Source organism: Novosphingobium nitrogenifigens DSM 19370, assembly GCF_000192575.1.
Lineage (GTDB): Bacteria > Pseudomonadota > Alphaproteobacteria > Sphingomonadales > Sphingomonadaceae > Novosphingobium > Novosphingobium nitrogenifigens.
The window spans coordinates 307,920-326,869 of record NZ_GL876926.1 but is presented as its reverse complement, the minus strand read 5'-3'; the positions used below and the strand labels follow the sequence as shown (position 1 = coordinate 326,869).

Annotated in this window: 13 protein-coding genes; 6 read left to right on the top strand and 7 right to left on the bottom strand. The window is 64.6% G+C overall.

What is annotated here, in order from left to right; translation table 11 throughout:
• Nucleotides 1–7 precede the first annotated feature (7 nt).
• From Y88_RS01845 to Y88_RS01830, 4 genes are all read left to right on the top strand, one after another.
• Entirely contained in the window at nt 8–3,133 is a 3,126-nt protein-coding gene (locus tag Y88_RS01845; protein WP_008065691.1) for an efflux RND transporter permease subunit, read from the top strand.
• Complete coding sequence (locus tag Y88_RS01840; RefSeq protein ID WP_008065690.1) at nt 3,130–4,569, top strand: efflux transporter outer membrane subunit; 1,440 nt, start codon at nt 3,130–3,132, stop codon at nt 4,567–4,569. Before Y88_RS01845 ends, Y88_RS01840 begins: the two co-directional genes overlap by 4 nt.
• 210 nt (nt 4,570–4,779) lie before the next feature.
• Nucleotides 4,780–5,997, top strand: a complete 1,218-nt coding sequence (locus tag Y88_RS01835) for a polysaccharide pyruvyl transferase family protein (RefSeq protein ID WP_008065689.1) — start codon at nt 4,780–4,782, stop codon at nt 5,995–5,997.
• Nucleotides 5,994–7,301 carry a glycosyltransferase family 4 protein gene (locus tag Y88_RS01830; RefSeq protein WP_157132566.1) on the top strand — a complete coding sequence of 436 codons (1,308 nt, stop codon included), beginning with the start codon at nt 5,994–5,996 and terminating at the stop codon, nt 7,299–7,301. The genes Y88_RS01835 and Y88_RS01830 overlap by 4 nt, the downstream gene beginning before the upstream one ends.
• Here Y88_RS01830 and Y88_RS01825 read toward each other — a convergent pair.
• Complete coding sequence (locus tag Y88_RS01825; RefSeq protein ID WP_018075258.1) at nt 7,244–7,840, bottom strand: hypothetical protein; 597 nt, start codon at nt 7,838–7,840, stop codon at nt 7,244–7,246. The genes Y88_RS01830 and Y88_RS01825 overlap by 58 nt on opposite strands.
• A gap of 175 nt (nt 7,841–8,015) precedes the next feature.
• Here Y88_RS01825 and Y88_RS01820 point away from each other — a divergent pair, with 175 nt between their 5' ends.
• Both Y88_RS01820 and Y88_RS01815 read left to right on the top strand, forming a co-directional pair.
• The gene (locus tag Y88_RS01820) at nt 8,016–9,341 is read left to right on the top strand and encodes an outer membrane beta-barrel protein (protein WP_008065685.1); all 1,326 of its coding nucleotides are present in this window, start codon (nt 8,016–8,018) and stop codon (nt 9,339–9,341) included.
• 11 nt (nt 9,342–9,352) lie between these two features.
• Nucleotides 9,353–10,657, top strand: a complete 1,305-nt coding sequence (locus Y88_RS01815) for a cell wall hydrolase (protein ID WP_232280885.1) — start codon at nt 9,353–9,355, stop codon at nt 10,655–10,657.
• A gap of 18 nt (nt 10,658–10,675) precedes the next feature.
• Here the strand turns inward: Y88_RS01815 and Y88_RS01810 are convergent, their stop codons facing one another.
• The 6 genes from Y88_RS01810 to Y88_RS01785 form a co-directional block, all read right to left on the bottom strand.
• Nucleotides 10,676–12,193 (bottom strand): DUF4139 domain-containing protein, encoded by a 1,518-nt coding sequence (locus Y88_RS01810; RefSeq protein ID WP_018075259.1) that lies wholly within the window; start codon nt 12,191–12,193, stop codon nt 10,676–10,678.
• A gap of 8 nt (nt 12,194–12,201) precedes the next feature.
• Nucleotides 12,202–13,692 (bottom strand): DUF4139 domain-containing protein, encoded by a 1,491-nt coding sequence (locus tag Y88_RS01805; RefSeq protein WP_018075260.1) that lies wholly within the window; start codon nt 13,690–13,692, stop codon nt 12,202–12,204.
• A 74-nt stretch (nt 13,693–13,766) separates the two neighbouring features.
• Nucleotides 13,767–15,299 (bottom strand): oligosaccharide flippase family protein, encoded by a 1,533-nt coding sequence (locus tag Y88_RS01800; RefSeq protein ID WP_008065678.1) that lies wholly within the window; start codon nt 15,297–15,299, stop codon nt 13,767–13,769.
• Nucleotides 15,300–15,326: 27 nt separating this feature from the next.
• Entirely contained in the window at nt 15,327–16,157 is an 831-nt protein-coding gene (locus Y88_RS01795) for a glycoside hydrolase family 16 protein (protein WP_232280884.1), read from the bottom strand.
• Entirely contained in the window at nt 16,154–17,389 is a 1,236-nt protein-coding gene (locus Y88_RS01790; RefSeq protein ID WP_008065674.1) for a glycosyltransferase, read from the bottom strand. Before Y88_RS01790 ends, Y88_RS01795 begins: the two co-directional genes overlap by 4 nt.
• Complete coding sequence (locus tag Y88_RS01785; RefSeq protein ID WP_008065673.1) at nt 17,386–18,855, bottom strand: hypothetical protein; 1,470 nt, start codon at nt 18,853–18,855, stop codon at nt 17,386–17,388. Before Y88_RS01785 ends, Y88_RS01790 begins: the two co-directional genes overlap by 4 nt.
• Nucleotides 18,856–18,950: the final 95 nt, after the last annotated feature.

Below are 18,950 nucleotides of genomic sequence, written 5' to 3'. Positions count from 1 at the left end.
TCCCCAGATGCTGTCGCGCTATTTCGTCGACCGCCCGATCTTTGCCTGGGTGCTCGCCATTCTCGTCATGATCGGCGGGGCGATCTCGGTCGCAACCATGGGGGTCGAACAGTTCCCCGACATCGCGCCGCCGACAATCTCGGTCAACGCGACCTATCCCGGCGCCGATGCGCAGACGGTCGAGAACACCGTCACCCAGGTTCTCGAGCAACAGCTCAAGGGGATCGACGGGCTCGCCTACTTCACCTCGGCCAGCAACAACGGCTCGGCCAATATCGTCGGGACCTTCAACAAGGGGGTCAATCCCGACATCGCGCAAGTTCAGGTCCAGAACGTCCTGACCAAGGCGATGAGCCGGCTGCCCACACAGGTGCAAACCCAGGGGTTGCAGATCAACAAGGCGCAGTCGGACATGCTTCTGCTCGCCGGACTTTACGATACCAGCAGCAAGAGCAGCGTCGCCGACCTCGCCGACTATCTGGCCGTCCACATCGTCGATCCGGTCTCGCGCATCAACGGGGTCGGTTCAGCCGACATCTACGGCACCCAATATGCCATGCGCATCTGGCTCGATCCGACCCGGCTCGCGGCGGTCAAACTGATGCCCCAGGACGTGATCAGCGCGCTCACGGCACAGAACGCGCAGATTTCGGCAGGCGAAGTCGGCATGACGCCCTCCCCCGCGACACAGCGCCTCAACGCCACGATCACCTCGCGCTCGCGGCTCCAGACCAGCGAGCAATTCGGCAATGTCGTGCTCAAGACCCAGGTGGACGGGTCGCGCGTCCTGCTCAAGGATGTCGCGCGGGTCGAGCTGGGGCAGGAAAACTACGCCTCGATCAGCAAGCTCGACGGCTATCCCGCCGTCGGTCTTGCCATCACGCTGGCCTCGGGCGCGAATGCGATGACCACGGCCGAAGCGGTCAAGACCCGCATTGCCGAACTCTCGCGCGACATGCCGCCCGGCTACCGGATCGTCTATCCCCGCGACAGCAGCGTTTTCGTCAAGATCTCGATCATGGAAGTGGTCAAGACACTGATAGAGGCGATCGTCCTCGTCGTCGTCGTGATGTATGTCTTCCTGCAGAACTGGCGCGCGACGCTGATCCCGGCGATCGCGGTTCCGGTGGTCCTGCTCGGCACATTCGGCATTCTCGCGGCGGTGGGCTATACCGTCAACACGCTCACCATGTTCGGGCTGGTCCTTGCCATCGGTCTTCTGGTCGACGATGCCATCGTGGTCGTCGAAAACGTCGAGCGCGTGATGAGCGAGGACCATCTCCCCCCGCGCGAAGCCACGATCCGGTCGATGACCGAGATCACCCCCGCGCTGATCGGGATCTCGCTGGTTCTGGCCGCCGTCTTCATTCCGATGGCCTTTTTCGGCGGCTCGACCGGAACGATCTATCGCCAGTTCTCGATCACCATCGTTTCGGCAATGGGGCTCTCGGTCCTCGTCGCGCTGATCCTGACACCCGCGCTGGCCGGAACGCTGCTCGCCCATGTCGACGGCCCCTCGGGACGGCTCTTCACCGGCTTCAACCGGCGCTACGACGCCTTGCAGAACCGCTACCAGTCGCGGCTCGAAGGGTTCGTGCGACGCCCCCTGCCCTGGTTCGGCGTGTTCCTTGCCATCTGCGCGACGGCCGGATGGCTCGACATGCGCATGCAGACGAGTTTCCTTCCCGAAGAAGATCAGGCCAATCTCTTCGTGTCGATCATCATGCCCGCAGGCACGACGATGGAAGAGACGCGCAAGTTCTCCGAAAGCGTCATGGCCTATGTCCGCAAGGCAGAAGCAGCGAATATCGAACACGCCTTCATGGTCGTCGGGCGCAACCAGTCGGCCGGGACCGCGCAGAACGTCGCGCAAGGGTTCATAACGCTCAAGAACTGGGACGAGCGCCCCGGCGCCGACCGCACGGCGGCGGCCATTACGCAGCGGCTGAACGCCCATCTCTTCCAGATCTATGAAGGGCAGGCCGTCGCGCTCGCTCCTCCGGCGATCCGGGGGCTTGGCACCTCGGCCGGTTTCGAGATGTGGCTGCAGGACGCCAATGGCCAGGGGAGCCATGCCCTGACCCTGGCAAGGCAGGATCTCATGGCCAAGGCGATGACCGATCCGAAACTGGCGCAGATCCGTTTCGGCGGTCTTGAAGAAACCCCGCAGCTCAAGGTCGACATCGACGATGCTGCGGCGACGGCGGCGCAGATCGCCCCCCAAGACATCAACTCGACGCTATCGACCGCATGGGGCGGCACATACGTCAACGATTTCATCGACCGGGGCCGCGTAAAGCGCGTCTATGTGCAAGGGGACGCGCCCTTCCGCCTGCGCCCCGAAGATATCGGACAATGGTACGTGCGCAGCGCCAATGGCGACATGGCGCCGATGAATACCGTTGCCCATGCCCGCTGGACCACCGGTTCCAATCTCCTGCGCCGGTTCAACGGATTGCCCGCACAACAGATCGTTGGGACCGGCGGTCCGGGCGTCAGCTCCGGCGCCGCGATGCAGGAAATCGCCCGGCTGCAAGACGATCTGGGCGGCGGCTTCACGCTCGCCTGGAGCGGCCTTTCCTATCAGCAACAGGTTGCCGCCAATCAGGCCCCGGCTCTGTTCGCCGCGTCAATCCTGTTCATTTTCCTGTGCCTCGCGGCCTTGTACGAAAGCTGGTCGGTGCCGTTCTCGGTCATGCTGGTCATCCCGCTCGGGATCATCGGCGCGGTCCTTGCCGCGACCCTGCGCGGTCTTTCCAACGACATCTTCTTTCAGGTCGCCTTGCTCACCACCATCGGCCTTTCCGCCAAGAACGCCATTCTCATCATCGAATTCGCCGAAGCGGCGCTCGGTCGCGGCCTTTCCCCGCTCGCCGCCGCGCTCGAAGCCGCCCGTTTGCGCTTTCGCCCGATCGTGATGACCAGCGTCGCCTTCATCGCCGGGGTCGTTCCACTGGTCCTTGCGCGCGGCGCCGGGGCCAACGGGCGTCAGGCCATCGGCACGACCGTCCTGGGCGGCATGATCTCGGCAACAGTGCTGGCGGTATTCTTCGTCCCGCTGTTCTTCATCGTCGTCAAAGGCTGGTTCGCCCGGACGAAAAAAGCCCGGCTGCCCACGGAGAGCGCGGCATGAACCGTTTCCGCGCCCTGACGGTGGGCACCCTCATCGCGCTTGGCGGATGCAACATGGCGCCTGCCTATGTGCGCCCGGCCCCGCCCGTTCCCGCTACCCTCCCGCAAGGGGAAAGCTATCCGGTGCTGCCTCAGGCCGACGGCGCCATCGACGCGATCGACGCGATCGGGTGGAACACCTTTTTCACCGACGCGCGGCTGCGCAAGGTCATTGCCGATGCCCTTGCCAACAATCGCGACTTGCGGGCCTCGATCGCCAATGTCGCAGTTGCCCGCGCGCAGTATCGGGGAACCCATGCCGCCGAACTGCCGACGATCACGGCGGTTCCCTCGGCCAGCCGCTATCGCGGCTCCGTCTCGTCGAGCGGATATGTCAGCGGCGGCGGCGGCAATTCCCCGACGACCAGCGAGGCCTATGGCATTGCCGGGGGCATCGCCTCGTTCGAACTCGATCTCTGGAGCCGCAAGCGCAACCTCACGCGCGCCGCGTTCGAAACCTGGCTGGCCTCGGCTGAAGGCAACAAGGCCGCGACCATTGCGCTCGTCGCTGAAGTCGCCAATGCCTGGCTCACCATCGGGGCCGACAGCGATGCCCTTGCCATCGCCCGCGAAACTCTGGCGAGCCGCGAAGCGACGCTCGCCGTCTCGCGCCAACGTGAAGCACAAGGGATCGGCACCGGTCTCGAAACGGTGCAGGCCGACACCCTCGTGCAAAGTGCCCGCGCGGATGTCGCCGCTTATGTGACCGACCTTGCCCAGGCCAGGAATGCCCTGCAACTCCTTGTCGGGACGACGGTTTCGTCCGACAACCTGCCGACGGGGCTCGGCAGGGAAGACGCGGTTCTCGCCAGCCTTCCGGTCGGGCTCGATTCCGCCGTCCTGCTGCGCCGCCCCGACGTGCTCGCCGCGGAACATCAATTGCGCGCCGCCAATGCCAATATCGGCGCGGCCCGCGCGGCGTTCTTTCCCCAGATCAATCTCACCACACTGGCAGGCCTTGCCAGCGGATCGCTGTCGGGGCTGTTCGATTCCGGCGGCACTTTCCGCTATGGCCTTGCCGCCAGCGCGACCCAGACCCTGTTTGACGGCGGCGCACTTGCCAGCTCCCTCAAGGCCGCCAGGGCCAGCCGCGAAGCTGCCGTCGCGACGTATGAAAAGGCGGTGCAGAACGCCTTTGCCGACGTCGCCAATGCCCTTGCGCGACGGGGTACCATCGACGAACAACTCGCCGCGCAAAGGGCCTATGTCGCCAGCGCCGACAAGGCCGCCACGATTACCCGCTCACGCTACGATACCGGGGTCGACACTTACCTTGCCGCGCTCGATGCCGCCCGTACGGCCTATACCGCGCGGCAGGCGCTGGTCGGCGTGCGGCTGGCGCGCGCAACCAACATGGTCACGCTTTATGAAGTACTGGGTGGCGGCCTGAAGGAGTGAGCGGGGACCGATCGGGTCCAAAACGGGGCCGAAGCGGGTCTATCCCTTCTTGCTGCGCATGCTCACGCAGGCAAAGCTGCCTGCCATGGCAAGTCCGGACGCCCCCCCTCACCGCCTGGCCGTAAATTCGACCATGTCCACTCTGCCAGTTCCGGCGGGGCCCTTTCCGGCAGGCGTGGCTGCATCTGTTCGGTGCGGAGCACGGCTCCGGTGAAAATCGCGCTGCTCAATGTGAAATACAGCCCCAATCTGGGCGACGGCTTGCTGTCCGAATGCCTCGAACGCGAACTCTCCGCTGCGCTTCCGGGCGCACAAGTCGTGTCGATCGACCTTGCCGGGCGCGAGATCTATCGCGATCACGGGGCCAGCCGACGCGGACGCGCCATCGCCGTGCTCGAACACCTGCCGTCCTGGGCGCGCCGTCATGTGGTCCGGCTGGCACTGACCGCGCTCGTCCGCCTGCGTCTGCGGCGCCATTTCCGCGACCGGTTGACCGGCGTCGATGCGGTCGTTCTGGGCGGCGGAAATCTGCTGACCGACAGCGATCTCAATTTCCCGATGAAAATCTCGGGCGCTCTGGCTGAAGCGGCGCGTGCGGGCCTTCCCGTTGCGGTTCATGCCGTCGGCGTCGGGCGCGATTGGTCTGCTGCCGGGCATCGCCTGTTCAGCCGGGCCCTGCGCGGCGTTCCGCTGATTGCCGCCACCGTGCGCGACGACCGCTCCCGGCGCGCCTGGGGAGCGGCACTTGTTCCCGAAGGTCTGCCTCCGGCCGAATTCGCGGGAGATCCCGGCTTTTTGGCCAGCCTCCATTTCGCTTCGCCGCGACCCGACCGTGCGGCATCGGCCGAGGCCCCGGCTCTTGTCGGCCTGTGCGTGACCTCACCCATGGCGATTCACTATCACGCCGACAGTCCGCGCCCCTCGGTCGATTACCTCGCATGGTACGGCAAGAGCGCGGCGGCTCTCGCCAAAGCCGGGTACCGCGTCGCTCTCTTCACCAACGGCAGCCCGGAAGACCGCACCTTTCTCGAACGCAACGCGCCGGACTGGACGCGCGATCAGGCGGACGCGATCACGGTCGTACCACCGTTCGCCACCCCCGACGATCTCGTCCGGTTCATTGCCGGATGCGACCTCGTCGTCGGTCATCGCATGCATGCCTGCATCGCGGCCCATTCGTTCGGCATCCCGACGATCGGGCTGAAATGGGATGTGAAGCTCGAGAGTTTCTTTGCCCTTGCCGGGCGCACGACCTTCATCGCCGACTGCGCGGACCTTGATGCCAATGCGTTGACGACCATGGCCGGGCGCGCCCTTGGCACCCGGATCGACACGGATCGCCTCGATCTGCTGATCGCCGCGACCCGGGCGGATGTCGCCCGCCTCGCCACCCGGATCACCGCCGCCGTAAAGGACAAGAGACCATGATGAGCCCTGGACGCGTGGTCATGATCAACGACCTGTCACATGCCATGGGCGGCGCCAGTGCACTCGCGGTCGAGGCTGCTCTCGGCCTTGCCGCACGCGGCCATGCGGTCTCGTTCCTTTCGGGCGACACACCCCCGCATAACGGGTTCGGGCATCCGGGCATTCTCGCCCGGGGCCTGGGACAAGGCCGCCTGCTCACGCGGGGCAAGCTCGACGCATTCACAACCGGGCTGTGGAACCGGGAAACGATCGGCATGATCCGCGATCACATCGCGACGCATGACCGACCCGACACGATCTACCACTTGCACGGATGGTCGCAGATCCTCTCGCCATCGATCTTTGCCGCCCTTGCCCCAGTGCGCGATCGCCTCGTCATTTCCGCCCATGATTTCTTTCTCGCCTGCCCCAATGGCGCCTTTGCCGACTTGTCGACCGGGGCGCCCTGCACGCGCACGCCGCTGTCGCTGTCGTGCTGGATGGCCGGGTGCGACCGGCGCGGACGGGCGCAGAAACTGTGGCGCATGGTCCGCGGGGCGATCCAGCGCATGGCGCTTGTCCCCGACCGCTGTCCGCCGGTTCTCGCCATCCATGGCGCCATGCGGCCCTTGCTTGCACGCGGCGGCATTCCCGAAACCGCGATCCGGGTCGTGCCCAATCCGGTCGTGCCGTGGAGCGCCACGCGCATCGCCGCCGAAGATAATCGCGAGGCCCTGTTCGTCGGCCGCCTCGAGGCGACCAAGGGCCCCGACCTTGCCCTGGCTGCCGCCCGCGCTGCCGGAATGCCAATCCGGATCGTGGGCGACGGCGCCATGCGCGAAAGCCTGAGCGCGCAATATCCCGAGGCCCGTTTCGAAGGACGCTGCCCGCCGTCCCGGATTGCCGAACTTGCCCGTTCGGCCCGTCTGCTGGTCATGCCCAGCCGCTATCCCGAGCCCTTTGGACTGGTCGCGATGGAGGCGTTGCGCAGCGGCATTCCGGTCGTCCTGCCCCCCAGTGCGCTGCTGGCCGACGACATCGTGCGTCAAGGCGCGGGACAGGCGGTCGAACCACGCGATGAAACCGCCTTTGCCGCGATCCTGCGCGAGCTTGCGGCGGACAATGCCCGTGTCCGGCAGATGAGCGAAGCAGCCTTTACCGCGACCGGCTCCCTGGCTCTCGACAATACCGCGTGGATCGACTGCCTGATCGAGGCCTATCGCGACCGCCTGAATTCATGCCGCGCCGGAATATGGCGGACCGTGGATCAGGAACCGAGCGGCCGCGCCCTGCCTTCGATGTCCGCGAGTGCAGGCGGTGTGTGACCCTCGGGGGCTTCGACGTCATCGCCGCGATGCCCCCAATCCTTGCCCGCTCCCCAGTCCTTGGCCGATTTGCCGGGATCGACGGTCGCGACGAAAGTGGCGCGACGCGAGGGTGCTGCCCGACGCCGGTCGAGGTCCCCGAATGAGCGCCAGGGGTTGGCACGAGCCAGCGCGCGGAAATAGGAAAGCCGGGCCAGCACCAGAATGATCGCCAGCGATGCAAGCGTTTCGCTCCAGCGCCAGAGCGCAAACATTCCGGTTCTGCTCGCAACCAGGAATTCGGCCGTGGTCAGCCAGATCGCCACCGCACCCAGCAGTTCGGAACTGCGTTGCCGCGGCGCCGCCAGCAACAGCGCGACGCCCAGCGCCAGCGCCCCGCGACAGGCATCGGCATCGTTCATCGAACGCGTGAGATAGCCGTCGATCATGACTGCCCCGATCAGCAGGACTGCCGCTTGCGCGACGTGGACGATCGCCCGCGGGGTCCACGCATGGGGCCCGATCCAGCGCCAGAAATGGGGACGGCGGGAACGCTTCATATTTAAGGGCCTGCGCCCTGCCCAGCGAACAAAAACTTGCCCATGCTGGTTAATCGGAACACCAACGTGTTCATCCTGAGGTATTGCTCGGATACGGGCCTAATTGCTCGTACACCATGATCGGAAGGATGATAGCTGAAATGCCTCCTCGACGGGCAAGGTGGGAGGCAATTCGATGCATGGGGTACGCGCAGGCCGCAAGGGCGTTCGTCACGGCGGCTTTCGGCACGGGAAAATTCGGAAACAATGGCTCGGACGACTGCTGACCGGGCTCGTTCCGCTCATCCTTCCCGGCATGGCCATGGCCCAGCAGGCCGTCGATCCCCGCATGGAGGAAGACACCGCCGCCACCCGTCCCCGGCCCGAATATGACCAGCCGGGGCTGCAGGCAGGAAACTTCCTGATCTTTCCCACGCTCGCCGCCGATCTTGCCATCAGCGACAATATCTATGCGCGCCGCGACATCCGCGTGGGGGATGAAGTCTTTTCGGTGCGTCCCACGGTCTGGGCCCGGTCGCGGTGGCAGCGGCACGAATTCAATCTCCATGCCAACGGTCAGGTCGACCGCTATGTCTCGCATGCCGGCGAAAACAATGAAACGTGGGCGACAGGTTTCGATGGCCGGATCGACATCGGCAAGGAAACCGAACTCCACGGCAATCTCAATTTCGCGCACAATATCGAACCGCGCGGGTCGACCGGCGACACCCTGTTCGGCGCGGCCCCGGTCGCCTACGGCCTCTTGACCGCCGATCTTCGCGTGGATCAGGCGTTCTATCACACCCGCGTCACCGTTGCGGGGCATCTCGACCGCTTTCGCTATAGCCCGCGCGTGCTCAACGATACGCCGATCGACCTTTCCTATCGCGACTACGACTATCTCGAAGGCCGCGTCCGGGTGGCCCAAGGCGTTTCGCCGGGCATGGCCGCCTATGCCGAGTTCTCCATCGCGTCGAGCACCTACACCTTCAATCTGCAGGGCAGCGGCCAGCGCGACGCAACCCAGTATTCGGGCCTTGTCGGCGTCGCCTTCGGCCTCAACCGGCTGATCCACGGCGAAGCGGGCATCGGCTATTTCCGCCGCGATTTCAAAGACCCTGCCTATCGCGGCACGCAAGGGCTCAATTACAATGTCTCGCTGGCATGGAGCCCGACCCGCCTTACCACCGTCAACCTCGTCGCGGCGCGCACGTTCCAGCGTGCGCCGATGATGGGCGTGGCGGGGATCGAGGAACAGGGGTTCACGGTGACCGTGGTCCACGAACTGCTGCGCAACCTGCTGCTCAAGCCCGGCGGGGGATATACCCGCGACAGCTATCAGGGCGCCGATCGCCACGACACTTACGCCAATGGCCAGTTCGGCGCGACATGGCTGGTGGACCGCCACTGGCAGGTCGATGCAAACTTCACCTACCGGATCGGACGCAATTCCGATCCCGCCGTTGCCGCACGCCAATTCGATCAAAGCCGGGGCAATGTGACCCTGTCCTACCGGTTCTGAGGACGGACACGATGGATGCCCTTCCCGTACCCCTGCCGTCCGCATCCGAGTTGTCGGAAACACCGGGGGCGGACAGCGCAGGAAAACCCTGGTGGATGCGGGGCCTGCGCTGGACCGACACACGCGACTTGGGCTGGCGCATGGGCATGGCCGCGCTGTTCCTGGTCAGTCTCGCCGGACTTCTGGGCGGATTGAAAATTCCGCAGGCAGCCCCGGTCTTGCGGATGAAGCTGTCGACGGCGGCATCCTCGTCCCCCTCAACGCCGCCTGCCCTGCCGTTCGCCACGGGCTTCATCGCTCTTTCCGCAGACATGGCGCGGGTTTCCAATGCCGCCGTCCCGATCGAGACGGTGACCGAATTCGCGTCGCCCTTCCGGGTTTCGGCCCTGATCGGCCCGGCCCGGCAAAGGGCGGTCGATTGCCTTGCCGCGGCGGGGTGGTACGAGGCCGGAGACGACCCACGCGGCGAACGCGCAGTTGTTCAGGTCGTGCTCAACCGCGTCCGTCACCCCGCCTTCCCCAAGACGGTCTGCGGCGTGGTGTTCCAGGATGCCGCACGGTCCAATGCGTGCCAGTTCACCTTTGCCTGTGACGGATCGCTCGGGACGCGCCTGCCCAATGCCGATGCCTGGGCACGTGCACGGGCAATCGCGCTGGCAGCCCTTGGCGGCGCCGTCGATCGCGAAGTCGGGCTCGCCACCCATTACCACGCCGATTACGTCGTGCCGCGCTGGCGCGACAGCATGGTCAAGATGGCACAAGTCGGCGCCCATCTCTTTTACCGCTGGCCCGGATATTGGGGCGCAGCTCCGGCTTTCGGCGCAACCGAACAAGGTGACGGTGAGCCGCGCATAGTCGATCTCGCGCGTTTGTCCGTCGCGCATGTCGATCCCTTGCCCGAGGACACCGCGCCAAGCCTCCCTGGGCAGAGCGAACCTGTCCCGGCAATTCCCGTCAATGCGGCGCCTTCGCCCCCGACCGTCGCAGCCCGGCAAGCCTTGTCCGAAGCCGTCCATGCGCCCCGCGCGCCATCGGTGCCGAGCCATAACGGGACCGATCGGATCGACATGCTGCTCGATCCCGGCGCCTATTCGGGCAGCTATGCCGTGCGGGCCTATGCCCTGTGCAAGGACAAGCCGCGCTGTGCCGTCTATGGCCGCACCGGAACGGACAGTCCTCTGGGCTTCCTGTTCTTGCGCGACACTCGCAAGGGGATCGAGACCGCCTTGTGGAATTGCGAACAGACGCCCCGCACCGAGCACGCCCAGTGCCTGCCCCAAGGCGCCGCCGTCGAGCGCCTGATCACCGAGTGGTAAGCGGATGCGACCCCACAGCTAAGGCATCAAGCGGTAACGCAGCGCCTTCTTGCCATGGGCCGGTATCGTGGTGATCCAGATACGACGGCCGTCGCGCAGGGCCAGCGGTGCCGTCGCATCCCTGACGGCACCGGGCACGACATTCGCGAAGACACCTTCGAACGATACCGGAACCGGATTGGCATTGCTCACGGTGACGGCCATCTCTCGGGCCCCCTTCCTGCGATGGACGGCAATTTCGTGAGCCGTCACTTGCGGTGAAGTGCCATAGGTGATGTCCGCCCGTTCGTTGACGGCGCGATCGGTGATTTGCCCCTGCCCCAGAAGCAGTTCGGCGCCATTCTGTCGGGCGAAAACCCGAACGGCTCCCTTCGGCAAAGCGAGACCGAGCCCATTCTCTTTGCGATTGCGAAGGCGCACCACCATGCCGACATCGGGCTTGTTGTCGTCATCGTCGCTGCCGAGATCGGCCGTCAACACCTGCTCGACAACAATCCGACGGGGGGCAAACAAGGCAACCTGCTTTTGCCCCCGCGCCGCGACCGTCGTCGGCAGCGGCAGGCGATAGAGTTTGAGATCGCCCAGATCCTCCATCTTGGCCGCGACCACCCGACGCATGGCAGTGACAACGAGGTCAGCCTCCGGTGCCGGAAAAGCCTGCCCGACGATTGGGGGAGGCGGAGCGACAATTGGAGATGGAGGCGCAGAAGCAGGAAAACACCGGAACATGAATGTGCCCCCGTCCTCTTCGTCGCCGTGTGCCCGCTTTTCATCGAAGTCCGGATTGCCCGCCACGACCGAGGTCTGCGCCCCGACAAAGCTGGTCACGTCCCCGCTGGCCAATGTCACCCAGGCATTCAGCATGGCGTGTCGCCGGTCCGCTTCCAGGTCGAGAACGTAATCGGCCCGCCAGTCGAAATTCCACGCCAGATAGGACAACGTGACCCGCGCATGAGCGCCCGATGGTGCATCGGTCGCGACCGAAAGGGTTGGAGAAGATGACAGGCCCTGCGGCACGCCGGGATAGGCAAGGCTGTCCTTGAACGGCCCGCAATTGAGCACTTCGAACCCACTTGCCGTTTCGACGACCGCCGCGCCGCCGGGCGCAGAGCGGACCACGGCCCGTTCCTCGCGCAGACGCCCGGTCTTCGGGTCATGGCGCCGGACCATCACCGGCCGACCATACCAACCGCCGTAAAGACGCCCGGGCGACAGGAGAGCCGCATCAAGGTTTTTCTCCCGCACCCCTACCGGCAATCCGGTCACGACTGCGCTTTCCGCCAGCATCCCGGCCGCGACGCCGGGAAAGCGGATCGTTGCCGATCCAGCGGGCACATCCACTTCGCGTGTTTCACTGATCAGTGCATAGCCATCGAGATTGCTACCGACGGCAAGCGAAGTATCGTCCCCTTTCGCGCGATAGATCGTCACACGCGTTTCAACAGGCGGAGAGGCATCCACCACCGTCCCGGCCGCAGCATCTGCAAGCGGGAAAACCGACAGCAGTGCTGACAGACACCATATGCGTGCCGCCATGGCGAACCTCAATCCCGGGTGTCGAAAATGACTTTCAGAACGGTCTTTCCTCCGGCCGGGACAGGAACTTCCCATACCCGCTCGTCGACCGACCGCTGCACGCCCGCAAGACTTTCACTGGGGACGCGAATGTCGTTCCAGCCGTCGTCCAACCCGGATTGGACCAGTTCCACCGTGACAGGCTGGGGGCGGGCATTGGTCACCGTATATTCCATCCCGGTCTGCCAATGAACGACATCCCGCTCCAGAATTCCTTCCCGTATCGGCGCCCCCGCGACCGTGACGCGCCAGCGCGCCACGCGTTCCCATTCACCCAGATCGATCCGCTCGCGCTTGACCACGGCGGACTGCACCTTGACGTCGAAGGCCTCGCCAGTGGGCAATGCCAGGCTCGACCCCATGGGGGTATGTCCGATCCCCTGCTCGCCGATGAACTGGGGTTGTCCCCGCTCGTCGCGCATATAGACGCGCACGGTTCCGGCAGGCAGCGCATCGCCCAGACCGTCTTTCGCGCTGCTCGAGAATTTCAGAACGGTCTGCGCGCTTTGCGGCGTGTCCTCGCTATGAAGCCAGCCATTTCGATACCGGTAGACCTTGCTGGCTGCGACGCTCTTCACATCAAGGAAAGAAACCTGCTTCTGCTGATGATCGGCAAGTGTCGTGCGACCGGCAATGGGGTAGACGTAATAGTCGCCGAGCCGTTCCCTTTTTGCGGTTTCCATGCCGGGACGCTCGTCGGTGGCGTCCGCCATATCATTGCGAAACCGGGGGTCAAAGCGGGTACCCCGTGGCTGCGTTCCGACTTTCCCGGCCACCAACAGGACTCGCGCGCCCGGAAAAGTGGTCCCGGTTGTGTTGTTGAGCGTGATCCAGCCCTGCACGTCGATCTTGCCCGCATGTTCGTCGAACAGTGCGACATAGTCCGCCTTCCAAGTAAAACCCTCGCTGAGATAGCTGAGCCTGATCGGACGCACGCCTGCACGATCGGACTGGAGCCGAACCGAAAGAGTCGGGCGTTCTTTGAGGCCCGCAGGCAATCCTGAAAAGACAAGCCGCGAATTGGGAATGTCGCGCAGCACTTCGATCCGGTTGCCCACTTGCAGCAAAGTGCCGTTGTTATTGGCGAGCACTCGCGCGGTCTCCCCGCTATCCCCTCCGGTCGTGGGATTGGTGTGCATCAGCGTGACCGTCTGACCGACCGACTTCTCGATCAGGCGCTCCGGGCTCAACAAGTCATAATCGAAATTCTGTTCGAGAATGGTCGCGCCGGGCACCGCGAGCGTCACCGTCTCGGGCTGAATCTGCGCGGAGACATCGGGAAAGGCGAGTTCGACCTGCCCCTTGCCGGGATCGAGCCTCCGCACGTCCTCGATCAGCGCAAGGTTGTTGCCATAAATTGTGACCGAGACATCGCCTTGAGCCGATGCAGGCTTGTCCTGCGCATGGGCGCTATACGGAAAAGTCGCCAAGGCAATCGCAGTCAGCCCCAACAGTCTCATCGATCGGCCCCCAACGCTGTCATCATGACAGCATGGGCCAAGGCTAGTAACGAAATCCCCACGAATCCATTAAATTATACACGCTGACGCGCCACCATTTCCTCCGCCTTGCCGATCATTTGTCGCAAAGGTTCGTAATCGAGCACCAGAAGAACGAGGCCATAACTGATCCCCGCGATCAGGCAGAGACACAGCACACCCAGTTGCAAAAGCCCCGGCCCCGCATCGGCAATCAACGGGCGCAGCATGACAAGTGCGGTCGCCATGACTGCCCCGGCGCAAAGCTGACGCCAGCAATGGCTCCACAAGGCCCAGGGCGAAACCCGTGCGATCACGCCCAGAATCCGAACCGTGAACACGAACACAAGCAGCGCCGCCAGTGCCCGCGCCGCAATCGCCCCGTAAAGCCCCCAGGCCCAGATCAGGATCACTGCGGCCGGCAGCTTGACCACCATCTCGGCAAAATTGATCCACCAGTTGAGGCGGGTGCGGCCCTGCGCCATCAACAATGACGACGTGACCGGCCCGATGAAGACAGGAATGATCAGAAGGACAAGATACCCCAGATAGTCCGCCGACGGAGCCCATTTGGCTCCCAGCGCCACCTGAACCAGCGGCTTTGCCAGCAGCGAGAGGACGAGGCAGACCGGCAGCAGCAGCGCCAGCAGGATCGAACACGTCGCCAGCACTTTGCCGCGCGGATTGTCGCCATTGCGGTGGATCAGTGAAAAGGCCGAAGCAAGCGGCCGCCACATCGGCACCACCAAGACCTGATTGGGCAGATTGGCCAGATCGCTCGCCATGCTGAACCCGCCGAGCGAGGCGGGTGAGACATAGCGGCTGAGGATCAGGCGATCGAATTGCCAGTTCATCGCGCTGATGATCTGCGCCGCCGAAAGCCAGCCCAGAATGCCCATGAATTCGCGCCAGCGGGCAAGGCTCAGCCGGGGAGCCATCGGCGCGATGATATAGGACACGATCATCATGACCAGCGGCCCGGTGACGGTTCCCGCCACGATCGCCCAGTAATTGCGCAGGACGATCGCTGCGGTCACCGCGCTGATCAGCGCGGCAAGCTTACCCGACAGCTCGATCATCACGTCCTGCCGAAAGCTGAGCGCGCGGGAGTAATAGGCGAGCCCCGGGCTCATCATTCCGCGCATGAACGGCGACAGGCTGAGCACACAGATCAACGGCACCAGCGCCGGTTGCCGGAAAAACAGCGCGGCGGGCCATGACAGGGCGCCCAGCACCACCGCAAGAACAAGACCGCGCAGCAGGCTGAGCGTGAATGCGGTATCGAGCATGGCCGGTTCGGGATTGTGCGCCCGCACGACCACTTGGGCCACGGGCAATTCGAACACTGCCTCGACCACTTGCATCAACGACATCGCGATCGCCACCAGGCCGAAATCCTGTGGTGTCAGAAGACGTGCCAGAACCAGCAAGGCGCCGAAATCGAACAGCCGCGAAACCAGCCGTGAAACGACCAGCATCATCGCCCCCTTCGCCGCGCGCGATCCTACCGCAGCGCCATCCTCGGGCTGAGCGCTTTCGGAACGCTTCTCTTCGGAGGATGCGGTTTCGGAAAGTACCGACGACGTCATCGCGTTGCGACCTCTGCCCTGCCCGTTTCAACCACAGTGGGCCGCCGTATCGAGACGAAACACATGGACATATTTGACATCGAGCACCGACGGGTCTGGCGTCTGGTCGATCGGATAGCCAGATCCGAGCGCCAGATTGACGATGGGATACATGTCATAGACATGCTCCTTTGGCGTCGCGGTCTGCCACACCAGGCGTCGATCGAAATAATAGCCGATAGTGCGCGGTGTGATTTTCAAGCCGTAATCGTGAAACTCGCGCACCAGACTTTCGCGCGGAACCGTGATGATCGATCCGGTATGGCTCTCGGTCGCCTTGTTCCCGGTCCAGAGATGATAGGACACGTGATAGCCGTCGGTGAACTTGCCGTAATATTCGATGACGTCGAGTTCGAGCGACGGGCGCTTGTCGCTGGCGGGGCGCTGTGCCCCCAACCAGAAAGCCGGCCATGTCCCCGGTCCGGCGGGCATGCGCATCCGTGCCTCGAAATAGCCATAGCGCACGCCATGCCCCCGGCCCGTACCGTCGGCCGCCGCGATCAGGCCGGACTGCCAGCGTCCGTCGCGCCCCTTGCGGGCCGTGATGTGGAGCGTGCCCCCCGAAACCGAGAACGGACCGCCCGGCCCCGGATCGGCAAAACGCGCGTCCCCGAAATCGCCGTTCCAGGGCGTGTGCGCGGTCCAGTTGACGCCACGCAGATCGCGGGATGCCACCCGGAAATCGGCGAAATCCTCGAAAAACGAAGGCGCCATGCCACACATGTCAAGCGCGGCCGGATCAGGGCGAGCCGATGCCGCAGGAAGAGCCACCACGAACAGACCAGCCACGACCAGCGGGCGCAAGGCGTTCCATTTCACCGACACACAAGCTCCCTGCTGATCCGGACATGATGGGCGATATAGGCCTCGGCCCCCAGTTTCCCGCTGTCGCACAGGCGCGCCTGCGCCGCCGTGGCCCGGGCGAGGGCAGCGTCGGGGTCTTCAGCTATGCTGCGCAGCATTTCCCGCAAGGCTACAGGGTCCCCCGGTGGGACATAGGCAATCTCGTGGGAAGAAAAATAGAGATCGAGACCGCCGACATCCGTCGCGACGACCGGCACTCCGGCAAGAACCGCTTCCTGCACGACCGTCGCGCCGCTGGCGTGGAGATTGGGGCGAAGCGGGACGCAAACGACATCGGCGGCTTCGTATTCGCGGCGCAGTTCCTCGTTGGTGCGCGCCCGGCGAACCCGAATGTTGTCCTGTCCACGTGCGAGCCCGGCGGGGGCCTCCCCCGACAGGATCAAGAGGTCCATGTCCACCTCGCCCGACACCGCTTGCGCCAATGTCTGCCAGTCGCGGTCCCGGTCGTTGCCCAGCGCAAGAACGTGGAGAGGCCCCTTGCCCCTGGTGTGCGGCTGGTGAGCGGTCTCGGTCGGAATGCCGAACGGCACGATCCGTAAGTCCGTTTCGGGAAACAGCACGCGTGCCCGTTCGTAATTGGCACGCGAATGAAAAGTCATGACATCGATCCGCGCAACCAGTCGCCGGAACACCATGCGATGCAATGGCCCGAGATGGGGCCAGCGGTCGATCAACCAGACCACTTGCCCCAATAGCTTTGTCTTCGCGCCGGTCAGCAAAAGGACGGCAGCAACGGCCAATGCCTGGGATTCGGTATGGGTCCAGACGATGTCCGCGCGCGCGATCGCTCGCCGCTGATTCCAGGCATGGAGGAAATCGAACCCCAGCACCACGCGCAAGGCAAGCCGGAGCCCCGCTTTCAAGAGCCCCCTGCCCGCGCTTTCCGAAAAGGCGAGAGCGCACCCCATCTGCTCGGCACGTCCATAGCCATAGGGGGTTTCGTCGTTGACCCCGACAAGCTCGCCCGATTGCCAGGCTCGCCGCCATTCGCCCGCATCCTTGTTCGCGGCAAGATGGACGAAAACGCGGATCGGACCATCGGTGCCGGTGACATCCCTTTCGGCCTCGCGCCATTCGACGGCACGCCGTGGTGAGTGCGGATCGAACGAGGCCGCCTCCCGCCCGTCGCGATGTTGCCTTGCCGTGGGGCACTCGGACAGCGCCGCCGCCATGCCGCCCCCGCTCATTCGGCCGGAAGCGCTGTCAAAGGCAGCGGATCGAACCGCGACGGGACCCGTGTCGACTGCCCGTGAAAGCGGGCACTGCGTCCCCGCAACGCAAGCGCTGCACCACTCAACAAAGCAAAGTCACACCCCGGATCGCAGCTCGGCGCCGTAATCGCACCGATCACGACCGCCATGAACAAGGCCCAAGCGCAGGCGCCCGCCGTTGCGAGCCCGACGTCTGCCATCGGAATGTACGTCGACCAGCGCAGCGGCTTGAACGCGATCATGACGTGGAAGCACAACGCCAAAGACCCGACGACCCCCACACATCCGAGCACGGCGGTCACGAGGCTGGATGACCGGAAACTGCCCGGTCCGACACCGATCCCATATGTCCCGACGAAAGCGTGCAACCCCTGCATGGCCCAGAACTTGCGCTGAATGCCCGAATCCGAGCTCATCTTGTCCATCAGCAAATGCTGACCAAATGCCATGAGCCGATCGGCAACCGAAGGTTGCCACAAGAGGAACAGCGATCCCGCGATCACCCCGGTTAGCCCGAGCACCGCCAGCCACAGACCGCGATCGGCCGGCATCGCTCCCGGAATGATGAGCGAACGGGTGGCGACAAGCAGCCCATAGGCCCCCAGCGCGATATAGGCGGTGGTCGAAGTGCTGGCGAGCAAGGCCGTCCCGAGCACCAGAGCCGCCAGTCCGGTCAGGTACGGCTCGATCCGCCGCAGCCAGCATTCGGCCAGGAAGACGAACCAGATCGAACCATATCCGGCATAGCTCGACGGTTCGGTCGAAATCCCCGACATGCGAACGATCCCGTCGACTTGCTGATTGAGCTGCGCATAGCTGCCGTTGCGGAAAAAGCCGAGTGCATCGTCGATCGGCGTCCCCTTGCCCACCACCGAGAGAAATCCGAACAGGGCGTGGATCATGCCGACCACGGCCATGGTGCGCACCAGTGTCACCCGCCCGGACGGCGCCTTGCACGCGACATGCGCCGCCGTTGCGGCGACCAGTGTCCCGACCAGATAGACCGATGCCGTGAAATTCTGCGCCGAGGGCGCGAACGGGCGCGTCGCCAGAAGATAGCTGATGTGGCTGGTATAGCCGGTCGGACCGGTCGGGCGCAGCGGTGTGAATTCGAACCGGCCTCCGAACAGACGCGGACCGACATAGGCCATCAACACGCCGTAAAGCACGAAGATCGCCAGCCAGGCATTGGCCTGAACCGCGCGGCCGGTCGCCGCCAATTGCCCCGATCCGGGAACCAGCAGGCGCAGCACCATGAACAGCAAGGCGAAATGCAGCGGCGGGATCGACGACCCGGTGCCGAGCGAGCCGAGCACGATTGCCGCCGACCCGCCGAACAGCGTCGCGACCAACAGGAACGCGAACATCGCCTCGACGCTTCCCGCCAGAAACAGGATCAAGCCGATCAGCACCTGAACCGCGCCGATGATCGTCAATTGCATGGCGGAAATCCTTCAACGAAGCGCGCGCAACGCCCATCGGGTCCAATGCGCATCGGGTCGGATGCGGCGGCAAGACGCGCGGCCTGCCGCGATCG